Origin of the sequence: Streptomonospora mangrovi (assembly GCF_027604915.1) — a bacterium.
Lineage (GTDB): Bacteria > Actinomycetota > Actinomycetes > Streptosporangiales > Streptosporangiaceae > Streptomonospora > Streptomonospora mangrovi.
This window is the reverse complement of sequence record NZ_JAJAQC010000056.1, coordinates 1-19239: the sequence shown is the minus strand read 5'-3', so window position 1 is coordinate 19239 and position 19239 is coordinate 1. Positions and strand designations below refer to the sequence as shown.

The following is a 19239-nucleotide window of genomic DNA, read 5'->3' as shown; positions in this document are numbered from 1 at the left end:
CTCTGTCTCTTCAGCAGCCCTTAAGGCCGCGTGATGGAAACGTCACTGCTTTGTGCGCAACCGTGATCCCAGGTGAGACGGCCCGCGACAGGCGAGTGGCGCAGCGTCACCCCGGCGGGCGCCGCCCTGCGGGGTGCCTTCCGGCGCGCGGCCCCGGCCCGCCCGGTGTGCCCGGCCGGCCGCGTCCCGGGCACGCGAAAGGCCCCGGCGCGGTGCGCCGGGGCCGGACCCCGCGCGGGCGGGGCGGTGCGGAACGGGGGACTCAGCCGGGGGTCAGCGCTGCTGCTCGCTCAGCGTCTCGATGACGGTCTCGGCGACCTTGCGCATGGTCAGCCGACGGTCCATGGAGTTCTTCTGGATCCAGCGGAACGCCTCGGGCTCGCTGAGCCCGTGGCGGCTCTGGAGCAGGCCCTTGGCCCGCTCGACCAGCTTGCGGGTCTCGAGCCGGTCCTGGAGGCCGGAGACCTCGGCCTCCAGCGCCGCCAGTTCGGCGTAGCGGCTGACCGCCATCTCGATGGCCGGCACGAGGTCGGCCTTGTTGAACGGCTTCACCAGGTAGGCCATGGCGCCGGCGTCGCGCGCCCGCTCGACCAGCTCCCGCTGGGAGAACGCGGTGAGGATGACGACGGGCGCGATGCGCTCGGCGGCGATGCGCTCGGCCGCGGTCAGGCCGTCCATGACGGGCATCTTGATGTCGAGGATGACGAGGTCGGGCTTGTGCTCGGTGGCCAGCCGTATGGCGGCCTCGCCGTCGCCGGCCTCGCCCACGACGGTATAACCGTCCTCCTCAAGCATCTCCTTGAGGTCGAGCCGGATCAGGGCCTCGTCTTCCGCGATCACCACGCGGCTCTGCGTCGTCGTCACGTACACGAGGGTACCGAGATCCGCTAGGATGCAGAGCAACGGCCACGGGAACGGAGCCAAGGCGTGACCTTGGCAGCCGCGCCGCGCGCCCCCGGGTCGGGTGCGGCTCCCGTCGCCCCACGGCCGCGCGGCCCTGATACGCCAATCGGTAGAGCGAGCGAGCTCAAACCTCGTACAGTGTGGGTTCGAGTCCCACTCAGGGCACTTTTGGCCGCTCCCGGCTCTCCCGGCGGCCCTTATCCTCTCGGCATCCGGCCCCGCGCGCGGCGCGGGGCCTTTCGCGTTTCCCCGGGCTTCCGGGGTTCCGGGCCTCCCGCCCCGGCGGCGCCGGCCGGTCGGCCTCAGTCCACCGCCGGCGCGAACGTCTCGAACGCCGTGTCGAGCGCGGTGCGGAGGTCGGGGGTCCCGCCCTGCTCCGCCCAGAAGGAGAACGCGGCGTCGAAGCAGGTGAGCGCCGTGTGGACGAGCACGGTGGCCCGCAGTTCGCTGAGCGGCGCAGGCGCGTCGACGCTTTCCGCGACGACCGGGGTCAGCAGCCGGCAGAGGTGCATCTGCCGTTCCAGGTTCCTCGCCCGCAGGGTCTCGCTGGTGTTGATGATGCGGACCAGCCGCGCCCAGCGGTGGGCCGGGGGTGGGATCCGCGCCGCCGTGGAGCGCATGACCCGGTGGAGCGCGTCCCACGGCCGGTACCGGTCGAGGTTCTCGGCCAGCCGGTCGCGGAGGGCCTCGCCGCCGGCGGCCGGAAGGTCGCCGAAGAGCACGTCCTCCTTGGTGCCGAAGTACCGGTAGAAGGTGCGAGGGGAGATGCCGGCGGCGGCCGCGATGTCCTCGACCGTCGTGTGGTCGAAGCCGCGCTCCTCGAACAGGCGCGTCGCCGTCTCGGCCAACTCCTCGCGCAGCATCTCCCGCGCGCGCTCTCTGATGCCCACGATGGTGTCTTTCACAACTCCTAGTCCGGCTGCCCTAACTGTCACATACTGCCATTAGCGGCATATACTGCCGTAGTCGTCACCGCCGCACGAGAAAACCTCCCCGCCGCAGGGTCGAGGCACGGCGCCGGCAGTTCCTTGCAGGTCTGTCCACAGGAGTTCCATGGCCACCGCCGCTACGCCCACGGCCCGTCCCACCGATGGCATCGACCCGCGGGGGATGCGGGTGATCTGGCTGCTGCTGATCGCCGCCTTCGTCGCCATCCTGAACGAGACGACGATGGGGATCGCCATCCCCCATCTCAACGTCGACCTGGGGATCCCACCCTCGCTGGGCCAGTGGTTGACGAGCGCCTTCATGCTGACCATGGCGGTGGTGATCCCGATCACGGGGTTCCTGCTCCAGCGGTTCACCACGCGCGGCGTGTTCCTGACCGCCGCCTCGCTCTTCTGCGCCGGCACGCTGATCTGCCTGGTCGCTCCCGGGTTCGTCGTGCTGCTCGTCGGGCGGGTCGTGCAGGCGTCGGGGACGGCGATCATGATGCCGCTGCTGATGACCACCGTGATGAACGTGATCCCCGCGCACTCGCGCGGCCGCATCATGGGCCGCGCCGGGATCGTGATGGCCCTGGCCCCCGCCGTGGGCCCCACCCTGTCGGGACTGATCCTGGACTCGCTGAGCTGGCGGTGGCTGTTCGGGATCATCCTGCCGATCGCGGTGTTCGCGCTGCTGATCGGGGCGAAGTGGATGCTGAACCTCGGCGAGCCGGAGGCCAAGCACATCGACGTGCTCTCGATCGTGCTCTCCGCGATCGGATTCGGCGGGCTGGTCTTCGGGCTCAGCCAGCTCGGCGGCGAGCACCAGGCCGAGGCGGCCCTGTCCGTGGGCACGATCGCGCTGATCACCTGCGCCGCCGTGGTCGCGCTCGTGGTGTTCGTGTGGCGGCAGTTGCTGCTCCAGCGCCGGGACGCCGCGCTGCTGGACCTGCGGGTGTTCCGCTCGGTGAACTTCACGATGGCGGTCGCGGTCATGTCGGTGCTGGCGCTGTCCATGTTCGGCGGCCTCACCCTGCTGCCGCTCTACCTGCAAAACGTGCTCGGGCTGAGCGCCACGGAGGCCGGACTCGTCGTGCTCCCCGGTTCGGTGCTCATGGGGGTCATGGGCCCCATCATCGGCCGCGTCTACGACGCGCGCGGTCCGCGACCGCTGCTGATCCCCGGGACGGTCCTGGTCGCGGGGGCGCTGTGGTTCTACAGCACCGTCGGAGAGACCACGCCGGTGTGGCTGCTCGTCGCGATCCAGACGGGGATGTCGTTCGGGCTCGCGATGTCGTTCACCCCGCTGTTCTCGTCCTCGCTCAGCTCGCTGCGGCCGCGCCTGTACTCCCACGGTTCGGCGGTGCTGAACACGCTCCAGCAGGTCGCGGGGGCGGCCGGCGTGTCGCTGCTGATCACCACGATGTCCTCGGTCGCCGGCGGGCAGCCCGCCGGAGTCGGCGAGACCGCCGCGCAGGCGGCCGGGGTCCACACGGCGTTCCTCACCGCGGCCATCATCTCGCTGGTCGCGGTCGCCGGAGCGTTCTTCGTCCGCCGCCCGCCGGCCGACGACGCCGCGGACGCCCCCGCGCCGGCGCACTGACACGGCCCGGCGCTCCTCCCCCAATCACCACACCGCTCACCCGCAACGCACCGGCGGCCCCGCGTGAACGCGCGGGGCCGCCGCGCGTCCGGGGTCCCGCGCGCCGCCGCCGGTCACATCGCGGCCACAACCTGAGCACAACCCGTGGCCGCGGGCGCCACAACCCCCCGCCGTCGCCGATGCTTGATGGCGGGAGTGTGTCCGCCGACAGCGCCTCCGCCGCCTTGGGCGCGTGCTGTCCGCCGCGAAGGGAGTGGCCGGTGCTGACCGCGGTGGCCGCGATCGCCGGGGCGCTGGCGATCGGGTTCTGGGCGCTGGTGGCCTGGGGCGCCAAGCGCCGGCAGCCGCTGCTGCTGGCCCCGATGGCGGTCCTGGTCGTGGGGCTGGTGGTGGTCGGCGAGCCCGGCTGGGCGTTCCTGCCGACGCTGCTGCTGGCCGCCGGCTCCTTCACCGAACTGGTGATCGGCTCCCGCGAGCCGCCCGCCCTGCGCGCCGCCGACCCCGACGCCCCGCTGACCACCGAGCGCTGGGCCGCCGCCGTTGCCGCGCCCTTCCGGGTGGCGCTGGCCGAGCCCTGGGACGAGGTGGAGCGGCCCCAGTTGCGCCGCCGCTACCGGCGGGCCTTCGAGCGGGAGTGGGGGGTGGTGGACCGGGCCTCGCTGCTGGCGGCCGTCGACCGGGTCTGGGCCGACCTGCACAGCGCCGGCGACTGCGACCTGGTGGTGGACTTCACCACGGCCACGCTGCGGGGGCGGCTGCGCGCCGACGCCCGCGAGGAGCGGGTGGTGCGGCTCTCGCCCGACCAGGCGGTCCGGCTGCGCCAGGTGACCGGCGCCGACGCGGCGGCCGGCACCGTGGTGATCCCCGCCCACCAGTGGTGGCGCTCGGCGCAGCTCATCCGGCTGGCCTGCGGAGGGGCGACGCTGGAGTGGCTGAGCGGCCCCGAGACGCGGTCGCTGCTGCGGCGGGCCGCCGCCGACCTTCAGCGGCGCTATCCGGGCTGGCAGCAGTACGCCGAGGCGTTCCACGCCGGCTACCTGCTGTGGTACGGCCAGCGCGGACCGGGCTGGGAGCGCGTGTGGACCGCGCTGGGCCTGCTGGTGGCCGATCCCGCGAGCCCGTGGAACCTGCTGCCCTGGGACATGCCCCTGGAGCGGGTCGGGCACGAGGCCGGGACGCCCAGCGCCCAGCCGGGGTAGCGCGCCCCGGGCTCCCCGTCGGCCCTCCCCGGTGAAGCGGTGACCGCCTCCCCGGGGCAGGGGCCGTGGTGAGCGCGCCGGCCGTGTCATCGGTGCGGCGGCGCGGGGCGGGTGCCAGCCGGGTTCAGGCCGGCCGCCGGCGGTGCGCCGGCTACTTGCCGTGGGCGATCGCGTCGCCGATGCGGTGGACCCGCAGGAAGTTGGTGGAGCCAGGGGTTCCGGGCGGGCTGCCGGCGACGATGACGATCTTGTCGCCCTTCTGGTAGACGCCCATGTCGAGCAGTTCGCTCTCGACCTGGCGCACCATCTCGTCGGTGTGGTCGACCCAGGGCACGCAGTGGGTCTCGACACCCCAGGTGAGCGACAACTGCGCGCGCGTGGCGCTGCTGGTGGTGAAGGCCATCAGCGGGATCGGCGAGCGGTAGCGCGCCAGGCGGCGGGCGGTCTCGCCGGACATGGTGAAGGCGACCAGGGCCTTGGCGCCGACGGTGGCTCCGACTTCGGCGGCGGCGCGGGCGATGGCCCCTCCGGTGGTCTCGGGGACCCGGTTGAGGATGTGGGAGGCGCGCAGGGACTCCTGCTCGGCCGCCGCGACGATGCGGGCCATCGTCTCGACGGTCTCGATCGGGTAGCGCCCCACGCTGGTCTCGCCCGAAAGCATGACCGCGTCGGCGCCGTCGAGGACGGCGTTGGCGACGTCGGACGCCTCGGCGCGGGTGGGCCGGGGCGCGCTGATCATGGACTCCAGCATCTGCGTGGCGACGATGACCGGCTTGGCCTTGTCGCGGCAGCGCTCGATGGCGCGCTTCTGCACCATCGGGACGTTCTCCAGGGGCAGCTCGACGCCGAGGTCGCCGCGGGCGACCATCACGCCGTCGAAGACCTCGATGATGTCCTGGAGGCGCTCGACGGCCTGCGGTTTCTCGATCTTGGCGATGAGCGGGACCCGGACCCCGACCTCGTCCATGATCTGGTGGACGTCCTCGGCGTCGGAGGGGCTGCGCACGAAGGACAGGGCGACCATGTCGACGCCCTGCTCCAGCGCCCAGCGCAGGTCGGCCTCGTCCTTCTCGGTGAGGGCCGGCACGCTGACGGCCACACCGGGCAGGTTGAGCCCCTTGTGGTTGGAGACCTGCCCGCCGATCAGCACGCGGGTCTGGACCTCGGTGCTGGTGGTCTTGACGCACTCCAGGACGACGCGGCCGTCATCGATGAGGACGCGGTCGCCGGGGCGGACGTCGCCGGGCAGGCTCTTGTAGGTGGTGGAGACCCGGTGCCGGTCGCCGGGGACGTCGTCGACGGTCACCGTGAACTCGTCGCCGGCGACGAGTTCGACGGGGCCGTCGGGGAAGGTCCCCAGGCGGATCTTCGGCCCCTGGAGGTCGGCGAGGATGCCCACACTGCGCCCGGTGGCCTCGGCGGCCGCCCGGACGTTGGCATAGCTGGTGCGGTGGTCCTCGTGCGTTCCATGGCTGAGGTTGAGTCGCGCCACGTCCAGTCCCGCGTCGACGAGCGCCCGGATGGTCTCGGGGCTCGACGTCGCGGGACCGAGGGTCGCGACGATCTTTGCTCGACGTGTCACGCCTAACACTCTAAAGCGTCTCGCTGGTGCAGTGGTCTAAACCAGGTTGCGAACGGGCGTACGCCAGGTCGCTACTTGGCGAACGCGTCGAGCAAAGCCCGGTCGAAGGCCGGCAGATCGTCGGGCTTGCGACTGGTGACGAGCGTGTTGGGGCCCATGGCGCAGGTGACGACCTCCTCGTCGACCCACTCGCCGCCGGCGTTGCGGACGTCGGTGGCGAGGCTGGGGTAAGAGGTGAGCCGGCGGCCGTCCACGGCGCGGGCCTCGATCAGGGTCCAGGGCGCGTGGCAGATGGCGGCCACGGGCTTGCCGGAGTCGAAGAACTCCTTGACGAACTGCACGGCGCGCGGCACGGTCCGCAGGAAGTCGGGGTTGGCCACGCCGCCGGGCAGCACCAGGCCGGTGAAGTCGGCCGCGCCGACCTCCTCGACGGTGGCGTCGACGGTGAAGGTGTCGGCCTTGTCGAGGTGGTTGAACGCCTGGATCTCCCCCGGCGAGGTGGACACCAGCCGCGGCCGGCCGCCGGCCTTCTCCACGGCCTCCCACGGGTCGGTCAGCTCGATCTGCTCGGTGCCCTCGGGGGCGACGAGGAAGGCGACGGTGGCGCCGTTGAGGTCGGAAGGCATGGTGGGTGTCCTCCTTGTGGTGTGCGTCGGACGCTGCTGTGCGGCGGCCGCGCGCACGCCCGCCGGCGCCGGGGAGCCGGCGCCGCCCGCGGGGTGCCGCGCGCCGCCACCCCTGCCCCTGCCCACCCGGCGGGCGCTTACGCGTGCGGCCGGCCACACCGGGCCGGCCGCGGGTCGAAGGGCGGTGGACGGTGCCGGGTCAGCCCACGCGCAGGGGCGCGGGGACCTCTTCGGCGATGCGCCCGTAGGCGCGCAGGGTGAGCAGCCGGTGGACGGTGAGGATGCCGCGCCACTCGTTGCGGGCGGCCTCGGCCCAGGCGGGCCAGGTGATGTCCCAGCCGCCGTCGGGACGCTGGTCGGCGACGAGGGCGTCGAGGTGGGCGGCGATCTCGTCGTCGGTGAACAGCCGCCGCGCGATGTGGCCGGGCTGCGGTGCGAGGTCCAGTGGCTTGTGCACGTGCCCGGTGGCGGCGGGGTCGGTGGCGATGCCCGCGCGGATGGCCGGGGCCAGCCGGGTGAACTCCGCCTCGGCGCGCGGCCGGTCCGGGACGTGCTGGAGGAACGTGCACACGGCGATGGCCTGGTCGGGCTCGGTCCAGCGCAGGGCGCCGATGCGGGTCCAGCAGAAGGCGGTGGCGCGGTCGCGCCAGGCGTGGCAGAGGTGGTGGCGGTGCAGGAGGCCGACGATGGTCGCGGTGGGGTAGAGGGCGCCGCTGTGGTCGGCGCCCTCGCGCCACCACGGCGCGGCCTCGGTGTGGCGGGCCGAGGGCAGGACGCAGGGCACCCCGCCGTTGGCGTGGGTGACGCTGGTGAGGTAGCGGCACAGGTCGGCCCCGACGTCCCTGGGGATGGGCCCCAGTTCGTCGAGGTAGCCCAGTGCCGTGGCCGCGGCGAGCGGTTGGCTGCCGTGGCCCCGCAGGTCGGGTTCGAGTCCGTTGCCGTAGCCGCCGTCGACGTTGCGGTAGGACTCCAGAGCGGAGCGGACCGGGCCGGCGGGCCCGCTTCGGAAGTGGAACGCGAACCGGTGTCGGTCGATCAGCCGGGCGTTGCGCCAGATGAAGTGCTCCGCGGAGCGGAGGGCTTCCGAGGTCACCATGCTCATGGTCCCGAATGTACGCCCGGGTCCCCGGCCGGTTCCGTGGACATAATGCCCTTAATGCCCGGTTTTGCCGTTTTATGGGGCTGCCTTGCGTCCGTTACGCGGAATTTGCCGGAAAAAACATGAACGGATCCTTAACGCGGCTGTTCGGCGTCGTCCTCAGGAACCCTCCGCGCGCCTCTGCGGCGCAGCAGCACCAGCAGTCCGATCCAGGAGACCGCCACGCACACCCCCATGCCGAACTGCACCAGAGCCAGGTGCTCCTCGGGGTAGACGACCCCGGTGAGGTAGTGGTCGATGAACCCCTCGGGCGGCAGGCCCTCCTGGCCCGCGCGGCGGCGCGCCCAGTCCTCGACCACGGTCAGCGGGCAGGTCCAGCCGACTTCGAGCAGGCCCACGGCGTAGGCGCCCACCACCAGGTGGGGCCAGAACGCGTGCGGCCACCGCCAGGCGAGGAACCCGCCGAGCGCGACGTAGGCGAGGAAGCCGAAGTGCACCAGCATGGCCGCCTCGCCGATGAAGCGGTAGACCATGGGGAGGAGATACCCGCGCCGCGCGCGGCCGGAACGTCCGGCGCCGCCGGGGATGTAGGTATTGCCGGGGCGGGCCGGGGCGGCGCGGCGGCGGGCGGGCACCGCGCCCGCCCGCCGCCTGCGCGCTCAGACCAGGGGCCGCTCGGTGGGCGCGATGCCCGCCGGCAGGGTGGTGCTGCCGCTGAGGTAGCGGTCCACCCCGGCGGCCGCGGCGCGGCCCTCGGCGATGGCCCACACGATCAGCGACTGGCCGCGGCCCATGTCGCCGGCGCAGAACACGCCCTCGACGGTGGTGGCGTAGTCGCGGTCGCGCACGACGTTGCCGCGCCCGTCCAGCTCCACCCCCAGGTCCTCGATCATCCCCGCCTTCTGCGGGCCGACGAAGCCCATGGCCAGGGTGACCAGGCCGGCCGGGATCTCGCGCTCGGTGCCGGGCACCGGCTCGAAGCCCTTGTCGGTGCGGGTGACGTCGACCAGCCTGAGCGCGCGCACCCGGCCCTGGTCGTCGCCCAGGAACTCCAGGGTGTTGACCGAGTACAGCCGCTTGCCGCCCTCCTCGTGGGCGCTGGTGACCTTGTAGACCATCGGCATGGTCGGCCACGGCTGGTGGGCCGGCCGCTCGGCGGGCGGCTTGGGCATGATCTCCAGTTGGGTGACCGAGGCCGCGCCCTGGCGGTGGGCGGTGCCCACGCAGTCGGCGCCGGTGTCGCCGCCGCCGATGACGATGACGTGCTTGCCCTCGGCGTTGATGGCGGGCACCTCGATGTCGCCCTGCTGCACCCGGTTGGCCTGGGGCAGGTACTCCATGGCCTGGTGCACGCCGTCCAGGTCGCGGCCGGGCACGGGCAGGTCGCGCCAGGCGGTGGCGCCGCCGGCCAGCAGCACGGCGTCGTGGCGCTCGCGCAGCTCGGCCACGCTGATGTCCACGCCGACGTTGACGCCGGTGCGGAACACCGTGCCCTCGGCGGCCATCTGGCCCAGGCGGCGGTCGATGTGCCGCTTCTCCATCTTGAACTCGGGGATGCCGTAGCGCAGCAGTCCGCCGATCCGGTCGGCCCGCTCATAGACGGTGACCTCGTGGCCGGCGCGGGTGAGCTGCTGGGCGGCGGCCAGCCCGGCCGGCCCCGAGCCCACCACGGCCACGCTGCGGCCGGTGCGCACGGCGGGGGGCTGGGGGCGGACCCAGCCCTCCTCCCAGGCGCGGTCGATGATGGAGACCTCGACGTTCTTGATGGTCACGGCGGGCTGGTTGATGCCCAGCACGCACGCCGACTCGCACGGGGCCGGGCACAGCCGCCCGGTGAACTCCGGGAAGTTGTTGGTGGCGTGCAGCCGCTCGATGGCCTCGCCCCAGTCGTGCCGGTAGACGAGGTCGTTCCACTCGGGGATGAGGTTGCCCAGCGGGCAGCCGTTGTGGCAGAACGGGATGCCGCAGTCCATGCAGCGCGACGCCTGCTTGACCACGGTGCCGCGGTCGAAGTCGGCGTAGACCTCGCGCCAGTCCTGGATGCGGACGTCGACGGGGCGGTGGGCGGGCAGCTCCCGCTCGGTGATCTTGAGGAAACCCTTCGGGTCAGCCATGTCGGTTTCTCCCTCCTTTCTGTGGCGGCCGGCTCGTCAGGACTGCGCGGCGGCCATGATGGCCTCGCCGACGTCGCGGCCCGCGCGCTCCGCCTCTTCCCGGGCGGCCAGGACCCGCTTGTAGTCGCGCGGCATGATCTTGCCGAAGCGCTCGACGGCGGTGTCGAAGTCGGCCAGCAGCGCCGCCGCCACGCCCGACCCGGTGGCCTCGTGGTGGCGGGTGAGGACGTCGTGCAGGAACGCGCGGTCGGACTCCTCCAGCGGGTCGATGTCGACCATCTCGCCGTTGACCCGGCGGGTGTCGAGGTCGAGCACGTAGGCGATGCCGCCCGACATGCCCGCCGCGAAGTTGCGCCCGGTGGGGCCCAGCACGACGGCGCGCCCGCCGGTCATGTACTCGCACCCGTGGTCGCCCACGCCCTCGGCCACGGCCAGCGCGCCGGAGTTGCGCACGCAGAACCGCTCGCCCACCACGCCCCGCAGGAAGATCTCGCCGGAGGTGGCGCCGTAGCCGATGACGTTGCCCGCGATGATGTGGTCCTCGGGCGTGAACTGGACGTCCTCGGGCGGGCGGACGGCGATGCGGCCGCCCGACAGCCCCTTGCCCACGTAGTCGTTGGCGTCGCCCACCAGCCGCAGGGTGATGCCCCGGGGCACGAAGGCGCCGAAGGACTGCCCCGCCGACCCCGTGAAGGTGATGTCGACGGTGTCGTCGGGCAGGCCGGACGCGCCGTGGCGCTTGGTGACCTCGTGGCCCAGCATGGTGCCCACGGTGCGGTTGACGTTGCGCACCGGCAGCTCCAGCCGCAGCGGCTCGCCGAACTCCAGCGCGCCCTCGGCGAGCTGGATCAGCGTGTTGTCCAGCGCCTTCTCCAGCCCGTGGTCCTGGGCGCGCACCTGGCGGCGGTGGTCGCCGGCCCACGGCTCCACCTCGTGCAGGATGGGGCGCAGGTCCAGGCCGGCGGCCTTCCAGTGGTCGACGGCCTCGGTGGTGTCGAGCAGGTCGACGGCGCCGATGGCCTCCTCCAGGGTGCGGAACCCCAGCGCGGCCAGGTATTCGCGCACCTCCTGGGCCACGAACTCGAAGAAGTTCACCACGAACTCCGCCTTGCCCGTGTAGCGCTTGCGCAGCTCGGGGTTTTGCGTGGCCACGCCCACCGGGCAGGTGTCCAGGTGGCAGACCCGCATCATGACGCAGCCCGAGACCACCAGCGGCGCGGTGGCGAAGCCGAACTCCTCGGCGCCCAGCAGCGCCGCGACGATGACGTCGCGCCCGGTCTTCATCTGGCCGTCGGCCTGCACGACGATGCGGTCGCGCAGGCCGTTGCGCAGCAGGGTCTGCTGGGTCTCGGCCAGCCCCAGCTCCCAGGGGGTGCCGGCGTGCTTGAGCGAGGTCAGCGGCGAGGCGCCGGTGCCGCCGTCGTGGCCGGAGATCAGCACGACGTCGGCGTGGGCCTTGGACACGCCCGCGGCCACGGTGCCCACCCCGGCCTCCGAGACCAGCTTCACGTGCACCCGCGCCCGCGGGTTGGCGTTCTTCAGGTCGTGGATGAGCTGGGCGAGGTCCTCGATGGAGTAGATGTCGTGGTGGGGCGGCGGCGAGATCAGGCCGACCCCGGGCGTGGAGTGCCGGGTGTCGGCGATCCAGGGGTAGACCTTGTGGCCGGGCAGTTGGCCGCCCTCGCCGGGCTTGGCGCCCTGGGCCATCTTGATCTGGATGTCGTCGGCGTTGGTGAGGTAGTGCGAGGTCACGCCGAAGCGGCCCGAGGCCACCTGCTTGATGGCGCTGCGCCGCAGGTCGCCGTTGCCGTCGGCGGTGAAGCGCGCCGGGTCCTCGCCGCCCTCGCCGGTGTTGGACTTGCCGCCCAGCCGGTTCATGGCGATGGCCAGGGTCTCGTGGGCCTCGGCCGAGATCGACCCGTAGGACATGGCGCCGGTGGAGAACCGCTTGACGATCTCGGAGACCGGCTCGACCTCCTCGATCGGCACCGGCTCGCGCACGCCCTCCTTGAGCCGGAACAGCCCGCGCAGGGTCATCAGGTTGTGCGCCTGGTCGTCGATCTTGGCGGTGTACTCCTTGAAGATCTCGTAGCGGCGCGTGCGCGTGGCGTGCTGGAGCTTGAAGACCGTCTCGGGGTTGAACAGGTGCGGCTCGCCCTCGCGGCGCCACTGGTACTCCCCGCCCACGGCCAGCCTGCGGTGGCTGGGCGGGTTGGCGGCGTAGGCGGCGCCGTGGCGGGCGGCGACCTCGGCGGCCAGGACGTCGAAGCCCACCCCGCCCAGCGGCGAGGGGGTGCCGGTGAAGCAGCGGTCGACGACCTCGCGCCCCAGCCCCAGGGCCTCGAAGATCTGGGCGCCGGTGTAGGAGCTGACCGTGGAGACGCCGATCTTGGACATGATCTTCAGGACGCCCTTGCCGAACGCCTTCACGGTGTTGCGCACGGCGGTGTGGGGGTCGATGCCGCCGATCACGCCGCGGCCCACCAGGTCGCGGACGGTGGCCAGGGTGACGTAGGGGCACACGGCCGAGGCGCCGTAGCCCACCAGCAGGGCCACGTGGTGGCACTCGCGGACGTCGCCGGCCTCGACCACCAGGCCGACCTCGGTGCGGCTCTTCTCGCGCACGAGGTGGTGGTGGACGGCGCCGGTGAGCAGCAGCGAGGGGATGGGCGCGCGCCGGTCGTCGGCGCCGCGGTCGCTGAGGACGATGATGTGGGCGCCCTCGGCGATGGCCGCCGACACCTCGGCGCAGATCTCGTCCAGGCGGGCGGCCAGCGCCGCGCCGCCGCCGGCGACCTCGTAGGTGCCGTTGACGGTGAAGGCGCGGAAGGCGGGGTCGCCCTCGGGCGCGCCGGCGCGCACCACCGCGGCCAGCTCCGACTCGTCCAGCACGGGCGTGGGCAGCACGATCCGCCGGCAGTCCTCGGGGTCGGGCGAGAGGACGTTCTCCTCGGCGCCCAGGACGGTCTGGAGGCTGGTGACCAGCTCCTCGCGGATGGCGTCCAGCGGCGGGTTGGTGACCTGCGCGAAGCCCTGCGAGAAGTAGTCGAAGAGCTGGCGCGGCTTGGCGGAGAGGGCGGCGACGGGGGTGTCGGTGCCCATGGAGCCGATCGGCTCGGCGCCGGTGCGGGCCATCGGGGTGAGGATGACCCGCAGCTCCTCCTCGGTGTAGCCGAAGACCTGCTGGTGGTGCACGAGGTCGGTCAGCGGCGCGGGCTCGCCGGGGGCGAGGTCGCCCAGGCGCACCACGCCGCGCTCCAGCCACTGGGCGTAGGGGTGCTCGGCGGCGAGCTGGGCCTTGATCTCCTCGTCCTCGATGATGCGGCCCTGCTCGGTGTCGACCACGAAGATGCGGCCGGGCTGGAGGCGGCCCTTGCGCACCACGCGGGCGGGGTCGATGTCCAGGACGCCGGCCTCGCTGGCCAGCACGACCAGGCCGTCGTCGGTCACCCAGTAGCGGCCCGGGCGCAGGCCGTTGCGGTCCAGGACCGCGCCCACGAGCGTGCCGTCGGTGAAGGAGACCGAGGCGGGGCCGTCCCAGGGCTCCATAAGCATGGAGTGGAACTCGTAGAAGGCCCGCACCGCCGGGTCCATCTCGGTGTGGTTCTCCCACGGCTCGGGGATCATCATCAGCACCGCGTGCGGCAGCGAGCGTCCGCCCAGGTGCAGCAGCTCCAGGGCGGCGTCGAAGGACGCGGTGTCGGAGTCCTCGGGGTCGATGATCGGGAAGATCCGCGACAGGTCGCCGGGCAGCAGGTCGCTGGCCAGCGTGGCCTCACGCGCCCGCATCATGTTGCGGTTGCCCTTGACCGTGTTGATCTCGCCGTTGTGGGCGATGAACCGGAACGGGTGGGCCAGCGGCCAGGACGGGAAGGTGTTGGTGGAGAACCGCGAGTGGACCAGCGCCAGGCCGCTGGTGTAGCGGCGGTCGGACAGGTCGGGGAAGAACGGCTCCAACTGGGGCGTGGTGAGCATGCCCTTGTAGGTGATGGTGCGCGGGGACAGGCTCGGGAAGTACACGCCCTGCTCGTGCTCGGCGCGCTTGCGCACGCAGTAGGCGTAGCGCTCCAGGTCGATGCCGGCCAGCCCCTCGGCGGGCGAGCCCGCCGCGCCGGCCAGGAACACCTGGCCGAAGAACGGCATGACCTCGCGGGCCGCCGGGCCGCAGAACCGCGACTCGAACGGCAGGTCGCGCCAGCCCAGGACGGCCAGGCCCTCCTCGGCGGCGATGGCCTCGATGCCCGCCACCGCGCGGGCGCGCTCGGCGGCGTCGGTGGGCAGGAACGCGATGCCGGTGGCGTAGGCGCCGGCCTCGGGCAGGTCGAACCCGCAGACCTCGCGGTAGAGGGCGTCGGGGACCTGGGTGATGATCCCGGCGCCGTCGCCGTCGTCGGGGTCGTGGCCCGACGCACCGCGGTGGTCGAGGTTGCGCAGGACCGTCAGGGCCTGCTGGACGATGTCGTGGCTGCGACGACCGGAGAGGTCGGCGACAAAGCCGACGCCGCAGGCGTCGTGCTCGTAGGCGCTGTCGTACAGGCCCTCGTGAGTGGACTCGGCGTTCGGTCGGACGGACGAACGCTGCACCTGGCCAGCAGGCATCTACCCTCCTGTCGTCGTACGTCTGGGCTTTGGTAAAGCGCATCCGGGACGACATTGGCCCTGCTGCGTGCGAAGACGGCCGCTCCCCTGGCGCCGGTACCGCGGTGTCCGGACGTGCCGGCACGCGTCACCTCGTCGTGGTGACCGGCGTTTTCCCAGGTGAGTGACCACACTCGTGAGTAGCTACGTTATACATCGGCCCAGCCCGGGCGGGAACCCGAGGTCTAGACCAACCACCGCCACAGCGCGGTGGTCGAGGACGGCGCCGTCGGCGCCCCCGAGGGGATCGGCGTCGGTCCTCCGTCGGGGCACTAGCCGTGATCTTTCCATCCGGCGGTTCCCCGCAAACATGTCCCCACGCCTCAAACACCCCAAACCGGGGCGAATACGGCTAGGGAACCGTACCGTGCCCGCGACCGCGCTCCGTCACCGGGGCCGCCCGGACACACCAGCCAGGGTAACCCGCGCGACACAGATCGGACATATGCCGACAGCACACTGGCGCGGCCGCCCGGCCACCGCTCCGTGGCCGCTCCACCCGCGCGAGCAGTGCAACCGCGCCCGCCCCGGCGCCATTCCCGCCACCACCCGCGCCGCCCGCGAACCCCAGCCCCGCCGCCCGTTCCGCGCCGCCGCCGGCCCCATCGGGCGCCCGCGCCCGCCCCGCGCGCCCACCCCCGCACGGCCCCCACCGCTTCCCCCGCGCGGCCGACGTGATCGTTTTCACGGCGCCGCGGACTCCCGCTCCCGCGTGGGAGGATCGTCCGGTGACCGACCCCGCCGCCCCGCACCCCGCCCACCCGGGTGACCAAGACCACGCCGCCGCGCGGCGCCCGGACGCCCCGCCCGCCCGGCCCCGCTCCGCCCTCGACGCGCTCCTGGCCGAGCACGGGATCACCGCGCCCCGCCTGCACCGGGTCCTCGGCGCGCTATCCTCGGGCGGGTGGTGGACCCCACGGGCCCTGGTGCGCGACACCGCCGTGGCCCACCGCCTGGTCCAGGCCGTGCTGGAGGCGCTGGGCGAGGAGGCCGAGTGGGACGCCGAGGGCCGGGTGCGGCTGCGCGCCCCGCGCGCCTTCACCCGCTACGCCCGCCCGCCGCAGCCCGACCCCCTGGCGCCGGCCCTGGCCGGGCTGGCGGCGGCCGAGGCCGAGATCACCCGCCTGGTCGAGGACGCCCCTCCCCCGCTGACCGACCTCGACCACGTCACCGCCACACCGCGCACCGCGCTGCGGCGCGCGGCGCTGCTGGGCCGCGACTACTCCCTGGCGGGCGCCCGGCTGCTGTGCGTGGGCGACCACGACCTCACCGCGCTGGCCGCCACCCTGGTCAACCCCGGGCTGGAGGCCGTGGTCGTCGACATCGACGAGCGGATCCTGGCCTATGTCGACGCCGCCGCCGACCGCCTGGGCCTGCCGGTCCGCTGCCACTTCGCCGACCTGCGCCTGGGCCTGCCCGCCGCCGTGCGCGGCACCTGCGACCTCGCCTTCACCGACCCGCCCTACACCCCCGAGGGCGTCGAACTGTTCCTGCGGCGCGCCCTGGAGGGGCTCTCCGCGCCCCAGCGCGGCCGCGTCCTGCTGGCCTACGGCGCCAGCGAGACCACGCCCGCCCTGGCCGCCAAGGTGCAGCAGCGCCTGGCGCGGCTGGGCCTGGTGACCGAGGCGCTGTGGCCGGAGTTCCACCGCTACCTGGGCGCCGAGGCCATCGGCGCCGCCGCCGACCTCTACGTGCTGCGGCCCACCACCCGCACCCCGGCCGCCCCCTCCGCCGGCCCGGCCCGCGCCCGCGTCTACAGCCGGGGCGCCAACGCCGCCGAGGCGGCGGGCTCCTGGGGCGCCGAGGAGGCGCGCGCGGCGCTGGAGCGCGCCGCGCCCGACACCCTCGTCGGCGACTGGCCGGCGCTCGGGGACGCGGCCGGGGACGGGGCCGGAGACACAGCCGGCGTCACCGCCGCGCCCCGGCGGGTGCGCCTGGAGACCTGGCTGGAGTCGCCGGTGGCCGCCGAGCGCGCCGTGCTCAACCTCACCGGCGGCTGGGCGGCGCTGCTGCCCCGCGCCGTGCTCGCCGCCGCCGGCCCCGAGGTCTACGCGGTGGTGCCCTCATCCGACCCCCGCGTCCGCGACCAGGCCGGGCAGCGCGACCTCGCCGCGCTGCTGGCGCCGCGCTTCGAGGTGCGGTTCCTGCGCGGGACCCCCGGCCCCCGCCTCACCCTGGTGCACGCCGCCGAGCGCGCCCCCGCCGGCCCCGCCGAGGAGGTGCTCGCCCACTGCCTGCGGCGGGCGCACGGCACGCTGACCGCCACCCTGCGCGAGGGGCTCCAGCGCGCCGCCGCCGCGGCGGGCGCGCCGGTCAACAAGCGCACCGCGCGGCTGGCCGTGGCCGAGGCCGCGCCGTGGCTGCGCGGGCACACCCCGCTGGACCTGCCCGAGCACCGGTTCGCCGACCTGCGCGCGGCGGCCGAGCGGCTGGCCGCACCGCTGGCGGCCCCTCCTCCGGTCTGAGCACCGGCGCCGGCACCGGTCCCACCGCACACGCGTGCGCCGCCGCGCCGGAGGGCGCGGCGGCGCACACCCCCGCGCCGGGCGCGGGGCACAGGTGTCAGGCCACGGGCGTGGTGGTGGTCTGGCTCTCCTGGAGGGTCTCCAACTGGACCACCCGGTTGTACAGCGGGTCGCGGAAGCCGCTGAGCGCGATCAGCGGCGAGACCAGGCTCTCGCGCTCGGCGGGGTCGGTGGAGTCGGCCGACTGCACCCAGGTGACGGTCAGGTAGTGGCCGCTGACGGTGGCCTCGGCCGCGCTGTAGCCGGCGCCGAGGTCGGCGAGTTCGCCGTCGGCACCGGGCACGGTGATGAAGCCCGACGGCTCGGCCTCGGGGTCCTTGGGCGGCTTGAGCGCGGTGGCCACCGCCTGGGCGGCCTCCTGGTCGCGCAGGTTGAACATCACGGCGGCGCCGAGGTAGTCGCCGGAGGTGTAGCCGGCGCGGGCGGCCTGGGTGCAGTCGGCTTCGGCCAGCGCGGCGGCGACCTCCTCGCCCCACACCGCCGAGGCGCAGTCCTCGGTCAGCCCGGAGGCGGCCAGCGTGAAGGTGACGTCCTGGCTGCGGCTGTCGATCTCCTGGCTGTCCTCGAAGATCTCGTTCTCGCTGAGCGGGCGGGAGTCGGCCTCGCGCGTGGCCAGGATCTCGTCGCCGGTGTCCTGGGTCTCATAGGCCGTGGGCACGGGGTTCTCCGGCGCGGAGCCGCCCGAGACGAACTGGAGGACCAGCACGACCGCCAGCGCCACCACGGCCACCCCCAGCGCGCCCATCAGCAGCGGCAGCATCCGGGTCCGGCGCCGACCGCCCGCGCGGGAGCCGCCCCTGCGCCGCCGGCGGGCTCCCTTGCGGCGGGAAGGCGACGCGGCCAGACCCGCGATGGCGTCGGCATCGTCGGTTTTCCTCCTCCGGCCGCGGGAACCGGGCACGGACGACTCAGAAGAAGACACCAGAACCTCTCGGACAGGTCGCGGGGGAAACTGTGCGGGGTGCGGCGGGGAATGAGGGCGGCCCGCCGCGCTGTCGCACAGCCTAGCCTGAGCGCGGCGGCACCCGTCCCCGCCTCGGGGTCAGGAGCCCTCGCCCTCCTCGGCGTCGCGCACCTGCCGGTAGACCCACGTGGAGGCGTCCATCGCCAGCACGTTGAGCGTGGAGAGGTGCTCGTCGTCGCCGGGCGGGGCGCCGTCGGCGCGCGCCACCCAGTACACGGCCAGGTAGTGGCCCATGACCTGCGCGGTGGCCTGGCTGTAGCCCTCCTGGAGCCCGCGGACCTCGGTGTCCATCGGCAGCACGAACCCGGGCTCGGTGGACTCGCCCTGGGGGTCCAGGGCGGTGGAGACCGCTCCGGCGGACTCGGCGCTGTCCAGGTCGAACAGGGTGAACTGGGCGATGTAGTTCTCGTCGGGGTCGCGGAAGACCGCGCCGGCGGCCGAGGAGCACCCGCCGTCCACCAGCGCCTGGGCGACCCCCTCGCCCCAGACCATGGCCGTGCAGGTGTCGGTGACCTCGGTCTGGCCGCGCTCCAGCACGTAGTCGTTGAGTTCCAGCTTCTTGGTGTCCTTGGCGAACACCTGGTCCTCGGCCAGCGGCTTGGCGTCGCCGGAGCGCTCGGCGATGGGCGCGAAGCGCTCGCTGCCCTCGGGGTCGCCCTGGTAGAGGGTGGGCACCAGGGTGGAGTGCCCCTCGGGCGGCTCGACGATGGCGGTGGAGCCGCCCCCGGCGGCCGAATCGGGCGCCGAGGTGAGCTGGTAGGCCAGGACGCCCAGCAGGGCGACCAGCGCCACGCAGCACAGCGCCAGCAAACCGGCCAGCACCACGGTGCCGCGCCGGCGGGTGCTGTGCTCGGCGAGGTTGGCCACGACCTGGTTGGGGCGGTCGCCCAGCACGCTCACCCGGCGCAGCGCCGAGGCGGAGAACCGGGAGACGGGGTCCACGGCGGCGGCGCGGCGCCGCCCGGGGCCGCCGTCCTCGCCCTGGGCGCGCCGGGCGCGGCGGCCCGCCGGGGCGGGCTGGGGCTCCTCGGGCGCGGGGGCGCCGCGGCGCCCCTTGGTC

At 73.8% G+C, this 19239-nt stretch carries 13 protein-coding genes and 1 tRNA gene; 4 read left to right on the top strand and 10 right to left on the bottom strand.

Features of this window, described 5'->3' with window-relative positions; all coding sequences use genetic code 11:
• Positions 1-273 precede the first annotated feature (273 nt).
• Positions 274-843, bottom strand: coding sequence for an ANTAR domain-containing response regulator (locus LG943_RS24155; RefSeq protein ID WP_270074678.1), 570 nt, complete (start codon positions 841-843; stop codon positions 274-276).
• 151 nt (positions 844-994) lie between these two features.
• On the opposite strand from LG943_RS24155, the gene LG943_RS24150 reads away from it, so the two are divergent.
• Positions 995-1068: transfer RNA gene (locus LG943_RS24150), tRNA-Leu, on the top strand.
• A 137-nt stretch (positions 1069-1205) separates the two neighbouring features.
• Here LG943_RS24150 and LG943_RS24145 read toward each other — a convergent pair.
• Positions 1206-1808 (bottom strand): TetR/AcrR family transcriptional regulator, encoded by a 603-nt coding sequence (locus LG943_RS24145; protein ID WP_270074660.1) that lies wholly within the window; start codon positions 1806-1808, stop codon positions 1206-1208.
• Positions 1809-1956: 148 nt separating this feature from the next.
• Here LG943_RS24145 and LG943_RS24140 point away from each other — a divergent pair, with 148 nt between their 5' ends.
• Positions 1957-3432, top strand: coding sequence for an MDR family MFS transporter (locus LG943_RS24140; RefSeq protein ID WP_270074659.1), 1476 nt, complete (start codon positions 1957-1959; stop codon positions 3430-3432).
• A gap of 260 nt (positions 3433-3692) precedes the next feature.
• Positions 3693-4631, top strand: a complete 939-nt coding sequence (locus LG943_RS24135; RefSeq protein WP_270074658.1) for a DUF1266 domain-containing protein — start codon at positions 3693-3695, stop codon at positions 4629-4631.
• Positions 4632-4782: 151 nt separating this feature from the next.
• Here LG943_RS24135 and pyk read toward each other — a convergent pair whose 3' ends face one another.
• The 6 genes from pyk to gltB all read right to left on the bottom strand — a co-directional run bounded on the left by pyk (position 4783) and on the right by gltB (position 14651).
• Positions 4783-6213 carry a pyruvate kinase gene (gene pyk / locus LG943_RS24130; RefSeq protein ID WP_270074657.1) on the bottom strand — a complete coding sequence of 477 codons (1431 nt, stop codon included), beginning with the start codon at positions 6211-6213 and terminating at the stop codon, positions 4783-4785.
• Between the two features lie 71 nt (positions 6214-6284).
• Entirely contained in the window at positions 6285-6839 is a 555-nt protein-coding gene (locus tag LG943_RS24125) for a type 1 glutamine amidotransferase domain-containing protein (RefSeq protein ID WP_270074656.1), read from the bottom strand.
• Positions 6840-7038: 199 nt separating this feature from the next.
• The gene (locus LG943_RS24120; RefSeq protein WP_270074655.1) at positions 7039-7941 is read right to left on the bottom strand and encodes a prenyltransferase; all 903 of its coding nucleotides are present in this window, start codon (positions 7939-7941) and stop codon (positions 7039-7041) included.
• Between the two features lie 131 nt (positions 7942-8072).
• Positions 8073-8471 (bottom strand): DUF2784 domain-containing protein, encoded by a 399-nt coding sequence (locus LG943_RS24115; RefSeq protein ID WP_270074654.1) that lies wholly within the window; start codon positions 8469-8471, stop codon positions 8073-8075.
• A 126-nt stretch (positions 8472-8597) separates the two neighbouring features.
• The gene (locus LG943_RS24110) at positions 8598-10052 is read right to left on the bottom strand and encodes a glutamate synthase subunit beta (RefSeq protein ID WP_270074653.1); all 1455 of its coding nucleotides are present in this window, start codon (positions 10050-10052) and stop codon (positions 8598-8600) included.
• Between the two features lie 36 nt (positions 10053-10088).
• Complete coding sequence (gltB, locus tag LG943_RS24105; RefSeq protein ID WP_270074652.1) at positions 10089-14651, bottom strand: glutamate synthase large subunit; 4563 nt, start codon at positions 14649-14651, stop codon at positions 10089-10091.
• Between the two features lie 767 nt (positions 14652-15418).
• On the opposite strand from gltB, the gene LG943_RS24100 reads away from it, so the two are divergent.
• Positions 15419-17155, top strand: coding sequence for a bis-aminopropyl spermidine synthase family protein (locus tag LG943_RS24100; protein WP_270074651.1), 1737 nt, complete (start codon positions 15419-15421; stop codon positions 17153-17155).
• A gap of 97 nt (positions 17156-17252) precedes the next feature.
• Here the strand turns inward: LG943_RS24100 and LG943_RS24095 are convergent, their stop codons facing one another.
• Together LG943_RS24095 and LG943_RS24090 are read right to left on the bottom strand one after the other, a co-directional pair.
• Positions 17253-17975, bottom strand: coding sequence for a hypothetical protein (locus LG943_RS24095; RefSeq protein ID WP_270074650.1), 723 nt, complete (start codon positions 17973-17975; stop codon positions 17253-17255).
• 282 nt (positions 17976-18257) lie between these two features.
• On the bottom strand, positions 18258-19239 hold a 982-nt coding region (locus LG943_RS24090; RefSeq protein ID WP_270074649.1), incomplete at its 5' end, for a hypothetical protein.